General features: G+C 43.5%; 10 protein-coding genes. All 10 read right to left on the reverse strand.

The window, feature by feature from the left end; translation table 11 throughout:
- Positions 1–164: 164 nt before the first annotated feature.
- On the reverse strand, positions 165–2618 hold the full coding sequence (locus tag OC443_RS26020; protein WP_073579473.1) for a glycogen/starch/alpha-glucan phosphorylase: 2454 nt from the start codon (positions 2616–2618) through the stop codon (positions 165–167).
- Between the two features lie 353 nt (positions 2619–2971).
- On the reverse strand, positions 2972–3838 hold the full coding sequence (gene cyoE / locus OC443_RS26025; RefSeq protein ID WP_073579472.1) for a heme o synthase: 867 nt from the start codon (positions 3836–3838) through the stop codon (positions 2972–2974).
- 13 nt (positions 3839–3851) lie between these two features.
- Positions 3852–4166 carry a cytochrome o ubiquinol oxidase subunit IV gene (gene cyoD / locus OC443_RS26030; RefSeq protein ID WP_073579471.1) on the reverse strand — a complete coding sequence of 105 codons (315 nt, stop codon included), beginning with the start codon at positions 4164–4166 and terminating at the stop codon, positions 3852–3854.
- Positions 4163–4765 (reverse strand): cytochrome o ubiquinol oxidase subunit III, encoded by a 603-nt coding sequence (gene cyoC, locus OC443_RS26035; RefSeq protein WP_073579470.1) that lies wholly within the window; start codon positions 4763–4765, stop codon positions 4163–4165. Before cyoC ends, cyoD begins: the two co-directional genes overlap by 4 nt.
- Positions 4755–6779, reverse strand: a complete 2025-nt coding sequence (gene cyoB / locus OC443_RS26040; RefSeq protein ID WP_073579469.1) for a cytochrome o ubiquinol oxidase subunit I — start codon at positions 6777–6779, stop codon at positions 4755–4757. Before cyoB ends, cyoC begins: the two co-directional genes overlap by 11 nt.
- 2 nt (positions 6780–6781) lie before the next feature.
- The gene (gene cyoA, locus OC443_RS26045) at positions 6782–7783 is read right to left on the reverse strand and encodes a ubiquinol oxidase subunit II (RefSeq protein ID WP_083601494.1); all 1002 of its coding nucleotides are present in this window, start codon (positions 7781–7783) and stop codon (positions 6782–6784) included.
- Between the two features lie 620 nt (positions 7784–8403).
- Positions 8404–9123, reverse strand: a complete 720-nt coding sequence (locus tag OC443_RS26050; RefSeq protein WP_073579468.1) for a YebC/PmpR family DNA-binding transcriptional regulator — start codon at positions 9121–9123, stop codon at positions 8404–8406.
- Between the two features lie 88 nt (positions 9124–9211).
- Entirely contained in the window at positions 9212–9421 is a 210-nt protein-coding gene (locus OC443_RS26055; RefSeq protein ID WP_073579467.1) for a DUF3283 family protein, read from the reverse strand.
- Between the two features lie 123 nt (positions 9422–9544).
- Positions 9545–9745, reverse strand: a complete 201-nt coding sequence (locus OC443_RS26060) for a PA3496 family putative envelope integrity protein (protein WP_073579466.1) — start codon at positions 9743–9745, stop codon at positions 9545–9547.
- 407 nt (positions 9746–10152) lie between these two features.
- Positions 10153–12129, reverse strand: coding sequence for a replication initiator protein RctB domain-containing protein (locus OC443_RS26065; RefSeq protein ID WP_073579465.1), 1977 nt, complete (start codon positions 12127–12129; stop codon positions 10153–10155).
- Between the last annotated feature and the right edge of the window lie 1411 nt (positions 12130–13540).

Consider the following 13540-nt stretch of genomic DNA (forward strand, 5'->3'; position numbering starts at 1 on the left):
CTGATGTACAGAACAACTGAGGATGAAAATGCCCGCAACAGCGGGCATACGCATCTAACCCAAACAACCAGAAGATGCAGGTTGTTTGGGTATATTCAAGTCTATAAGACAACATTCTCACATAGAGTGATTTGACTTAAATTTCTGAATTTCAATGTTAATTTTTAACGTTTTACCTGCTTTAGTTTCCAGATATTATCAACATAATCCCGGATACTGCGGTCGGAGCTGAATTTACCTACCAGCGCTGTATTTATAATCGCTTTTTTCGCCCAGCCGGTCTGATCCCGGTATTGCTGATCGACTCTGGCCTGCGCTTCGACATAAGAGGCGAAGTCCGCCAGTACAAGATACGGATCCCCGCCATCGAGCAAACTTTCATAAATGGTTCTGAGCTTCCCGGGATGACCCGGCGTGAATGTATCACCTAACAGCAGATCCAGAGATGCTTTGAGCAAAGGATCCGCATTGTAGTAGTCATATGGGTTATAGCCACTGGCTTTTAATTTCTCGACCTCGTCCACTTCTAAGCCGAAAATATAGATATTCTCATCCCCGACTTCTTCACGGATTTCAACGTTCGCGCCATCCATTGTTCCGATGGTTAATGCACCATTCAGCGCCATCTTCATATTACCGGTACCGGAGGCTTCCTTCCCGGCCGTTGAGATTTGTTCGGACACATCGGTTGCGGGAATAATGATTTCAGCCATACTGACCCGGTAATCCGGAACGAAGACAATTTTAAGTTTTTCATTCACCTTCGGATCATGATTGATTTTTTCTGCAATCATATTAATCGCATAAATAATTTCTTTTGCCAGGTAATAACCGGGGGCCGCTTTCGCTGCGAAAATAAAGACTCTGGGTTCCATCTCAAACTGCGGGTTTTCCATCAACCGGTAATACAGAGATAAAATATGCAATAAATTCAGATGCTGACGCTTGTATTCGTGTAACCGCTTGATCTGAACATCAAAAATGGCATCGGTATTCAGATCAATATCCAGATGCGCTTTGACCCACTCTGCCAGACGGACTTTATTCTCTTTTTTCACCGCCATAAATTCATGCTGAAAGTCGCGGTCATCCGCCAGTTCTTTCAGTGCTGCCAGCTCATCCAGCGCAACCGGCCACGAATCACCAATTTTTGAGGTAATCAGATCGGATAAACCGGGATTACAATACTGTAGCCAGCGCCTTGGCGTAATTCCGTTGGTCACATTCAACAGCCGGTTTGGATAGAGCTCATTAAATTCAGGGAAAAGATCTCTTTTGACTAATTCGGAGTGCATTGCGGCCACACCGTTCACTGCATAAGAACCGACTACACAAAGATTGGCCATCCGGACCATCCGGTGGAACCCTTCCTGAATAATCGACAGCTTTTGCTGCTTGTTCACATCCCCCGGCCACTGCGCCCGGACTTCCTGTAAGAAACGATGATTGATATCGTAGATGATTTCCATATGACGGGGTAGCAGCCGGAGAATCAAGGCTTCATCCCATGTTTCAAGCGCCTCAGGTAATAACGTGTGATTGGTATAAGCAAATGTCTGACTGCTGATATTCCAGGCTTCATTCCAGTTTATGCCTTTCTCATCAAGCAGAATCCGCATCAATTCGGGAATCGCAATAGCCGGATGGGTATCATTCAGCTGGATAGTTTCATATTTGGGTAAATCTTCTATAGCATGGCCGGCCAGTTCATGTCGCCGGAGAATATCTCTGATCGACGCAGCACTATGAAAATACTGCTGCATCAGACGCAGGGTTTTGCCTTTTTCATGGTTGTCATTCGGATAGAGAACCTTGGTAATGTTCCCGGCATCAATCAGCGCGTGCTGTGCTTCAAAGTAGTTTCCGTTGTTAAAGCTTTCAAGTGAAAATGGTGCGATCGCCTGACATTCCCACAAGCGGAGCGGATAAACGGTATCACTCTTATATCCGACGACCGGAATATCCCATGGCATGCCTTTTACACTCATACCGGGAATCCAGCGCCGCACTTCCCTGCCATTCACCTCTTCAGTCTGAACATGCCCGTAGAAGCCAATTTCCTGCGCCAGTTCTGGTCTTGCAACTTCCCAGGGATAACCTTCGACACCGCACCAGGCATCCGGCGCTTCCTGCTGGTGGCCCTCTTTAAAAGACTGCTTAAACAAGCCGTACTCATAATGTAAGCCATAACCCACGGCAGGGAATTCCTGCGCAGCCAGTGAATCCATAAAACAGGCTGCAAGGCGGCCAAGACCACCGTTGCCAAGTGATGGATCCCGCTCCTCTTCCAGTAGCTCAGATAAATCCTGTCCGAGCTCACTCATAGCATCACGAATCATCTCAAAAATGCCCATATTCAACAGGTTATTTCCTGTCAGGCGTCCGATCAAAAATTCAAGCGACAGGTAATTCACACTCTTTGCCTGAACAATGTTCTCATCCTGCTCTGTTTCCAGCAGGTCGAGTGTGGTCAGTTCTGACAACGCACGGGACATCGCAAGATACCAGGAACGCTTCGTTGCATGCTCTTGCGTGGTTGCATAGGTGGACGTCAGATGGCGCTTTACATTATCCAGAAATAACTGTTTATCAAATGATTTTTGCAATACAGGTTTCATCGTAAAACCTCGCTGATAGATGATGAGCGGTTTGTTTATCCAGAATATCTTCCCAAGTAATAACCTTAGTCAGTAATTCGGATTCCTAGCGGGTTTCTCGTTTATCAGGCCAGCAAAAAAGTGACGGAGATCACAAAATTATTCTTCTGGCTTCAATCATCTTCCCCCTGAACAGATTCAGGGAACCGGGTTTATCCGGAATCTGTTTATCCCAAAAACGACCAGAAGATACGGATTATCCGGGTAAATATACCCAAGCAACCTGAAGATGCAGGTTGTTTGGGTATAAAACGACAAAAAAAGCCCCTGAAGCAACACTTCAGGGGCTTTTTATTCAGAACAATGAGAAGTGGTCAGAGACTCAACGGTATCAGCTCAACACCTAAGACGGTACTTAAACTCATCACAACGACCAGTGACATTTTAAATACCTGTCGTGACCAGACCTCATAGTTATTACTGTCCATCTTGCGGAATGTAACCCGGGTCCACATAAAACAGACAACAGCAGCAACAACCAGATACTCATAACCGGTATTCCCGGCCAGATAGAGTCCCAGAGCAACGGCATTAAATGCAGCCACGTAAGCCATCATATGCTGACGCGCTTTTTTAATCCCGGAAACAACGGGGAGGACCGGGATACCAGCCTGACGGTAGTCCTGCATGCGGAACATGGCAATCGCATAAGAGTGCGGCATTTGCCACAGACAAAACAACGCAAAAAGCAGCAATGCTTCAGGACTGATATAGTTGGTCACAGCCAGGTAGCCAGCCAGAGGCGGAACCGCCCCGGAAATACTACCGACTAAGGTGCCGTATACAGAAGTCCGCTTGTACCACATGGTGTAAAAGAACACATAAAAGATGTATCCGAGTAGTACAATCACTGTCGTCAGCGGATTCGTCTGCAGGTACAACAATGCCGTGCCGGATATCAGCAAAATGATCGCAAAGATGAAGGCATGATCAACATTAATATCACCACGTACCAGCAAACGCTCCCGCGTCCGGGACATCTTCCGGTCGATATCGCGGTCAATAATGTTGTTCACCACACATCCCGAAGCAATCACTAAGGCGACACCCGCCATTGCATACAGCAGAAGCAGTGGTGTTGCTGCTTCTGTTTTTGCAGCGAGGAAAAACCCCGCTGCAGTTGATATCAGATTACCGATAATGATTCCGGGTTTCGTAATTGACAGATAACCTTTAATCATATCAACCAACCTGCTACATCATCATATTGATGTTGAGGTTCCACATAATCCACAGCGATCCCCCAATCACGATTAATACGACAATTGCAGCAAATATCAGTGAGATAAAGTTCCAGCGCCCTTCGTCTGTTTTCAGCTCCATGTGCAGAAAATAAACAAAATGAACGATAACCTGAACAATGGCACACCCGAACAGAATCGCGTAGGTTGTATGTGCAGACAGGCTTTGCGTGCCTGCATAGTAAAACGGAATCGCGGTTAAGATCAGAGAGGCAATAAAGCCGATAATATAACCTTTTGTTCCGCTCTCAGCATGTTGATTACTCATGACATCACCCCGACTAAATAGACAAATGTGAAGACACAAATCCAGACAATATCAAGGAAGTGCCAGAACAAACTCAGGCAGCCAAAGCGTGTTTCCATCACTTCAGTCAATCCTTTCTTATTCAGTTGCCACAGACAAACCGCCAGCCAGATTAAACCGGAAGTCACGTGGATGCCGTGTGTCCCAACCAGCGTAAAGAATGCAGAGAGGAAAGCACTTCTGTCCGGACCATATCCCATCGAAATCAGGTGATGGAACTCATAGATCTCCATGGCGATAAAACCAAGACCAAACAGGAATGTAATCACCAGCCACAGGTTCATACTGCCCAGTTGTTTCCGTTTCATCGCGATCATGCCGAAACCGAAAGTAATACTACTGAGCAGCAGTAACATGGTTTCAACAAAAACAAAGGGTAATTCAAAAATATCTTTACCGGCCGGACCGCCGGCAGTCCCCGATGACAGCACGGCATATGTTGCAAATAAACTTGCAAACAAAATACAGTCACTCATCAGGTAGATCCAGAATCCGAACAGTTTGTTGCCACTGGCGTGGTGGTGATCATGCCCGTGATCGACCGCAGAATTAGCTTGCATAGTTCACCTCCGCGTCATCATTCTTATCTGATGATTCAGCCGCTTTTTTTACCTGAGCCCGGTGGGCATCCTCAATTGCTTTAATCTCATCAACCTGAACGTAATAGTCCACGTCATCATTGAAGCTGTGCCAGATACTGGTTGCAATGATGCCGACAAAACCAATCGCAGCCAGCCACCAGATATACCAAATCATGGCAAAGCCAAAGATCAGTGAGAATGCTGAAACATACATACCCGTTGGGGTATTTTTCGGCATGTGAATTGGTTCATACTCAATTTCACCTTCCGGCATATGTTCTCCGCGCTGTTTCTGATACCAGAACGCATCGATTTCATTCCCTTTAGGTAATATGGCAAAGTTATAGAACGGTGGTGGTGAAGAAGTCGCCCATTCCAGTGTCCGTGCATCCCACGGGTCACCGGTTAAGTCCCGGTTCTCATTGCGGTCACGGATACTGACGTAAATCTGGATAAACTGACAGACAACACCCAGCGCGACAATCGCTGTACCGGCAGCTGCAACCGCCAGATAAGGGAAGTAGTCCGGGTTGATGTCCTGACTAATCCGGCGGGTCATCCCCATGAATCCCAGTGCATACAGTGGCAGGAAGGCCAGAATAAAGCCGGTTAACCAGCACCAGAACGCTTTTTTGCCCCAGGATTCATTCATCATAAATCCGGTTGCTTTCGGGAACCAGTAAGTAATCGCAGCAAAGCAGCCAAACACCACACCACCGATAATCACATTGTGGAAGTGAGCGACCAGGAACACACTGTTATGGAATACGAAGTCAGCACCAGGTACAGACATCAGGACGCCTGTCATCCCACCAATGGAGAACGAGATCAGGAACCCAATCGTCCACATCATCGGTGTCGTAAACCGAATCCGTCCTTTGTACATTGTGAACAGCCAGTTGAAGATCTTCACCCCGGTCGGTATCGAAATGACCATGGTTGCAATCCCGAAGAAGGCATTCACATTTGCTCCGGCTCCCATGGTAAAGAAGTGATGCAGCCAGACGACAAATGCCAGAATGGTAATCACCACAGATGCCCAGACCAGAGAGGTGTAACCGAACAGCTTCTTACGTGAGAAAGTTGCCGTAACTTCAGAGAAAACACCAAATACCGGCAGCACCAGAATGTACACTTCAGGGTGTCCCCATGCCCAAATCAGGTTGACATACATCATCATGTTGCCGCCCATGTCATTGGTGAAGAAGTGGAACCCTAAATAGCGATCCAGTGTCAGCAGTGCAATTGTAACCGTTAAGATCGGGAACGAGATGATGATCAGAATGTTAGAACAGAGCGATGCCCAGGTGAATACCGGCATTTTCATCATCGGCATGTCAGGTGCACGCATCCGTAAAATGGTCACAAAGAAGTTCACACCACTTAATGTCGTTCCCACACCAGATATCTGTAGCGCCCATATCCAGTAATCCACCCCGACCCCGGGACTGGCATCAATGCCGGAAAGCGGCGGGTACGCAAGCCATCCGGTCCGGCCGAATTCACCGACACCCAGCGACAGGTTGGTCAGGATCACCCCAACGATAAATAACCAGAAACTCAGGTTATTCAGATAAGGGAATGCAACATCGCGCGCGCCGATTTGAAGCGGAATGATGATATTCATCAAACCGATCACCAGCGGCATCGCCACGAAGAAAATCATGATCACACCATGCGCCGTGAATATCTGGTCATAGTGATGAGGTGGTAAATATCCGGCTTCTCCGGCAGCAGACAGAGCCTGCTGACTCCGCATCATCACCGCATCGGCAAAACCACGCAGAAGCATGATCATGGCGACAGCGATATACATAAAGCCCAGTTTTTTATGATCTACCGACGTAAACCATTCATTCCATAAGTATTGCCATTTCCCCAGGCGGGTCACCCATGCGACAACAGCCAAACCAACGAGTGCGATCACGGACAGAGTGATCATAATGATCGGCTCATGATATGGAATAGATTCCAGTGTTAATCTTCCAAACATAATTATTCCCCGTGAGCAGCCATATGATGGCCTGCTTCTTCATCTGAATGATTCATCTCATGTTTCATCGGCTGGTTTGACTGATGATCATGACCATGATGATTCGGTTTATCATCCCCTTCCGTGCCCTTATTCATCATGTCTGACATCATTCCGCCAGGATACTGCATGACGATTGAATGGAATAAGTCATCCGGAACGTGAGAATAATACGTCACAGGGACATCAATACTTGGTTTCGCCAACTCACGGTAATCCGCAAAATCTTTGATCACTTCTGGTGCTGATTTGAGATTCTCAATCCATGCATCAAAACTTTGCTGATCAGGCATCGCTGTTGCCGTGAACTTCATATGCGAGAATCCGTCACCACTGAAACTGGCAGCAAAACCCCGATAATCACCGGCTTCGTTCGCGACTAAGTGGAGACGCGTGACCATGCCGGGCATGGCATAAAGCTGGCTTCCCAGGCGGGGGATGAAAAAGGAGTTCATGATATTGTCAGAGGTAATGACAAATTTCACCGGGACATCTTTTGGAAATGCCACATAGTTAATTGTCGCTACATCCTGATCCGGATAAATGAACAACCACTTCCAGTCAAGTGACACAACTTCAATCGTTAAAGTTTCGTTTTCACTGACCAGCGGATTAGATGGTTCCAGATGATGGGTAGAACGCCAGGTTATCGTTGCCAGAACGGCAATAATAATAATGGGAATTATCCAGACCACGAGCTCAATCTTAGTTGAATGAGACCATTCCGGTGCATATTCTTCATCTGTATTACCGGCCCGGTACTTATAGGCAAAATAGATGGTCATCAGTATCACAGGGATAACAACGATTAACATCAGGAGTAAGGCTGTAATAATCAGCTCTTTCACCTGAACACCTACCTCGCCTTTCGGATCCAGCAATGCAAACTTACATCCTGAGAGCATAAGCGTTACCAAAAGTAACCCTGTTCCCTGAATGATGCTTTTGTATCGTGAGGCTTCCATTGACTTTTACTTTCTCTTTCTTGGCAGATCTCTTATTTACCTAATCAACGCAGATCAGAGCCGATAAGATCACTACAGTTGGTTTTAATAAAAAGTATTATGTTGAGTTTTGTAACAAGCAAACTTTATAAATCAAACTTTGATTAAGTTTTTCAAAAACGTGAAGTTTACAACTTCAAATCCCAAAACTCCCAAACTTATTGTCATATAAAGGAACACTTGGTTACATTTAGCGCAATAAATTAACAATCACACCATGGGGCGCTATAGTAAATTGCAATCTTAAGTTACGCAAATTAAAGAGAAAAGATAATGAAAGTGCTATTTGTGAGTTTTATCACCCCAACTTGGTGTAATAGAAGTGTTTTTTAAATATATCCTTACTGTTAATGAGTTCTTTCTTTATTTTTTTTTCTCATAACATTTGAACTTTCTCACGAATTTTCTATAACGTGTTGATCTTTCCCCGTCCGGACAACGTATAAACCCGGATAACCTGAAGGTTCGGGTTTCAGCGAAATTCAGGGATATCTGCTTTTGGATTGAATAAAAAAACGGCAATCCAAAGGATCACCGTTTATGATTATCGATACGTGATAAAAGTGAATTATGACCTGAAACTATGCAATCTCTGCATTGTGATAAACCTGCTGAACATCATCACTTTCGTCTAACATGTCGAGGAATTTCTGGAACTTCTCTGCATCTTCTCCGGCGATTTCAGTATGTGTCTGAGGCACAAATGTAATTTCCTCAACATCCAGCGTCAGTTCAGGGAAAGCTTCACCCAGCGCTGTTTTCGCCTTAAAGAACTCTGTATTTGGCGCAAATACGGTCATTACACCGTCTTCAAGCTCGATATCAGTGACATCAACATCAGCCATCATCAGCGCTTCCAGTACCGCTTCTTCATCATCGCCTTTGAACTGGAATACAGCCTGATGATCAAACATATGCGCAACAGTACCGGGACTACCAATCTTCGCACCGGTTTTCACAAAGCACTGACGAACATCCTGAAAAGTACGGTTACCGTTGTCAGTCAGACAATCAACGATTACGCTGACACCACCCGGACCAAACCCTTCATAACGGGCTGGTGCATAGTCCTCACCGCCACCGCCTGAAGCTTTATCCAGGGCTTTATCAATGACGTGAGAAGGCACCTGATCTTTTTTCGCTTTCGAGATCAAATGCTTCAGTGAAAGGTTGGTATCCGGATCTGCGCCACCATTTTTAGCACAAACGTAAATTTCTTTACCATACTTGGAATAGACTTTAATTTTGGCGCCTTGCGTCTTCGCCATGGAAGCCTTGCGCACTTCAAAACTTCTTCCCATTGGGATGTTCTCTCTCAATCAATAGAATGCGACGAATTGTAGAAAAAACGCAGAACCATTTCAATTTCTGCAAAAAATATGGGATGGATTACATAACACCCATCACTCTTTTATATTTTTCTACGCATTGCTGAAACCAGGTCTGTTCATCTGCTGAGCGAATTGAACTGATATATTTGGTTATTTCTTCAGGGCCTGCTTTGCCCTGCTTCAGCTTCCAAACCAGAAAAGCGGCCTGTTTATCCAGCTCAATCCGGTTTTTTTCACCAGCAGCAAGTTCAGCAAGATTGAAAGACATGGGTTTCCCTGCACTCTGTAAAACGAAGCCTGAAATATACCACAGGGAAGAAAAAATAAAGAAAAGAAATATATATTTTCGAGTGTTGCTGAAGGGCAGTTCCTCCACCCTTCAGCACTTCAATTAATGAAGAAGACCTAATTCTTTTGCTTCTTCGATCGTTAAACCACTTTCTCTTATCTCTTTCATCGCTTCAATCCGGCGACGGGCTTCTGCCGATTTAAGAGTATTTTTCTGTGGTTTAGCCGATTCAACTTCATCCATGAAGTCCCACTTGCTTGTCATATTTGCCATTTCATCATGGTCAATTGAATTGATAGACATAAGTACCTCCGAACAAACTATGCAAGGGACATGTATTCTATATCGAAGAGAAAAACGCTTGTTAAGCAAAAAGATCCCAGAGTGTGATTACGTTTGAAATTCCGGGCAATTTTAGATAAGGGAAATCGCATTTTTTTGCGCCAGAGCACGTATTGATCTGTTCCGTTGATTTGCATCGGATCAGGGCAGCCAGATCTTCAGAACAAAAAAAAGCGAGCTCGGGAAGCTCGCAAATAGCTAGGTATGAATTTTTATTACATTTTGTGGCGTAGTTCAGCCAAAGACATTGTTATCTATAACTATATCCTGCGAGATAAACATTAATGGTTATTCAGCACGGTTCTGTCAGTTCAATGTAAAAACAATGCAAATATACCCATAAGCATGACATTCAGGATCTTCAGATGTTAAATACCGATAGCAATATCATCCAGTACTTTTAAAACATCTTCATTGACCAGCCCTTCGCCTATCAGTTTGCAAACTTTTCTTCTTACAGCCAAACCAGAGATCAACCGCTCAATAGACAGATGTTTGCCATCATTTCCCGCATTGAACAATTCAACCGTTTTACTGAGAATTTCATAAGGAATAGGCTCCTGACCATATCTCAGCCAGTCAAGCTTCTCAATCAGCTCCTCACATTCCTGGCGAATTTGTGAGGGAGAATGTCCGGTCATGGCAGATAAAGCCAAAATACTGCGTTCCAGAGCCTCTGGGGAGGTATATTTAGATAAAGTGATGGTGATTTCATCTGCGTTGATCTCCACCAGATGTTTTCTGAGTTTCACTCTCCGGCCAAGATTGCCCCGCGGAGAAGGCATTTTTCTTTGAATCGGTTCAAACTCACCATCAATAATGGAAGACAATTCATCCAGTTTTTGTCTGGAAACCAGTTCATGCCTGAGCGGGTTTGGCAACGTAGGGGCCATATTCCTTTTTCCCGCATTGGTTGTTCTTGCTCTGGAGTAACGCAGAACTTCTTCAACATCACAGCGGATATCAACTTCATAATCCGTGATCTTATCTTTCGTATAAAGACCTTTCACAAACAGATGATACCCCCATAAATTTACCTCAAATGAGTTCTCATCGTGATGAACTTCAGCTAATCGCTTCAGTTCCCGGATTAAATCCATAGAAAAACGCCGCCATTCGATATTTCTGGCCAGTTTCTGATTCAGTTCAGACAGTAATGTGGAGTCATGATGTCTGCGGGACATCCGGCTGCGAAAATATGAGTACAACTGAAACACCAGTGTATGTTGCCTCAGAATTTCAGGCGGGAAGAGGAAAAAATAATCACGGGTAAGCAACTCTTCATAAAAAGAAGGTTCCCAGACCAGAATATATAAATTGGGCTTAATTTTAATTTCACCTCCGGCCCCTTCAACCGGCGCTTCTTCAGAAGCTGTAATCGTCCGGGCAAGAAAACGGAAACGATCACTTTTGAATCCTTCCGGCATATTTTCACTTAACCAACGGCCGGTTAACTCGTGAAGCTGAAAGTCAGTAAACTCGATTCGGTCAATACTGTCCCGGATTGAATCCCGTGCCGGACCACTATCTTTTTTGCCCCTCAGAGAAAGGATATCTGTGATATACAGTGGTGTTTTATTAGGAATCTGCTTTGCATTAAGGTGATATTCTTCCTTGTGATAATCATGATACTGAACCGTCAGCGTAAACAAAGCAAATAATGTCATCAGATCATCGACTGTCATAATGTTCTTCGATGATCTTGTTTCAATAACCGCTTTGGTTCCGGAAATAGAAACCATTGATTTTTGGTAGCTTTTTCTGGTTCTTGGCGGTGCTAATGCTTGATCAATGATCCCGGCCCAGTTGGTTGGTGAAACAACAAATTGTTCAGATTCATCTTTTATCATCGGCGGTGTATTCAGGCCATGTTCGCTTAACAGCCGCTGATTAACCTGAGTTTGGGCAAGTGCTTTTGATCTTTTCTGTCGTTCTGATTGTTTAACAGACTCAGTTATTAAGCTGGTTACCCCGAGTGTTGAGATCAACTGATTTGGATTCACAAACCGGTGAAGCATTGTTTTACCCGCCAGTCCTTCTTCGAACCTAACCGGTATTTGTGCAAAAAGACCAATACTTACAGCAGCTCTTAGTCGTTGCTGAATTGCAGCCCGTGTCAGCTGTCCGTCGGTTGCTTCAATTAATTCTGTTGTGGAAACCAGTCCATCCTGGCTGCTTAGTCCTTTCAAAGAGACTAAGTTGAGCAGTTCAATAATACTTTTGGTAACACCTTTAAAGTGTTGATATTGTTCTATCCAGTCAATCGATGATTCAGATACTTCAAATAAATGACCATCTTTATGATTTCTGGGAGATTTAATCAGTATTTTTTCTGCTGAGCTCATATCAGGTTTAAATCACATTATATGTAAAATAATCATTGTTCCGAGAATAAAGAAAAACAACCTATAAATAAAGAAAAAGTTTCTGTTTATTGTTCTCTGATCTTTATGCTTAATTTTGATCTTAAGTGATTAAATGATCTAATGATCTGGCTAAGGAAGTAGAGCTAATTAACTGGAATAAAAAGAATTTTTTTTATTGATGTCGGAAGTATGATCATCATTGAACCGGAACCATGATCATTAAGTTATTGAAAGCATGATCATCTTTGAACTGAAACATGATCATCCGAACCACAGAAGAATGATCAATGGTTTACAGGAAAGATGATCAAGTCTCTGTTCGCTTTCAGGTGTCCCTGTCATCTCACTATTCAGCCGGTTTGGTTAAATATTTATCTCCACGTCTTTCAGACGAAAGCATGATCATGGAGAATCGTATTCAATTGTATGTTTTTGGGTAAAGAACGGAGAACAAATACCATTTGGCGCTGTAAACGCTGCTAATTTGTGATTTTTCGTTGTATCGTAAGCATGATCAAGGTATCGAAATCGTGTTTGAATCTGTTTTTTCGATTTTCTACTATGCTTTTTCCAACGGTTTATTTTCCTTAAGGCCCGGTTGAAAAGACATGAGCCGTATATGGGAGGCAAAAACATATGCTTCCGGCTGATCATCTGTCTTGATCATTGTTCCGATCTTTACAGCGTTTATTGTTGACCGGGATACATTGAATTTTAATCTATATTTCCTTGATCATTGTTCCTGTCACCTGTTTTTGTCAGGAAGCATGATCATGACAATATCTTGATCATGTTTCCGAAAACATGATCACCACGAGCTGTTGTGTCTTGGAATTGATTGTTCTGATGTATTTCTATTTCACTAAGATCAGAATAATCGGATTTGTATGATTATTGAGTGGTGTTTATTTGAGAAACACATCCCGTCGTTACCCTATTCTGATTGATTTTTGTAAAACCATAGATGAATTGATGATATTTTGTTCTTTTGCTGCGATAAACAATGCATTTGACTATTTTTATATCTGTCAAAAGTTGCTGGCTTTGTTTTTTCATTTTCAGTTTGTAAAAAATGAATCATATTAAAGTCAGATTGACACCCTCCGTAAGTTTGCAGCTGTATTCAATCGTTCCGGTCCATTATTATAATTTACATTGTAAACCGTGACGCTGTAACACTTTTATTTTATCCTTCTTTTCTACCATTTACCGGCTATATTTTTTTGATTTTTTCGATGAAATTTACTTTATGAGAAGAATTACATTTTATTGGCTAAAAACTAACACTTTAATGTGATAATAATCTTGAATTGGCTGTTCACCTTTTTGTTGATTTTTATTATATTTGGTGTACATTTGTTTTCAGGTTATTCATTATGGAAAATTGGCG

Origin of the sequence: Vibrio quintilis (genome assembly GCF_024529975.1) — a bacterium.
GTDB classification, from domain to species: domain Bacteria; phylum Pseudomonadota; class Gammaproteobacteria; order Enterobacterales; family Vibrionaceae; genus Vibrio; species Vibrio quintilis.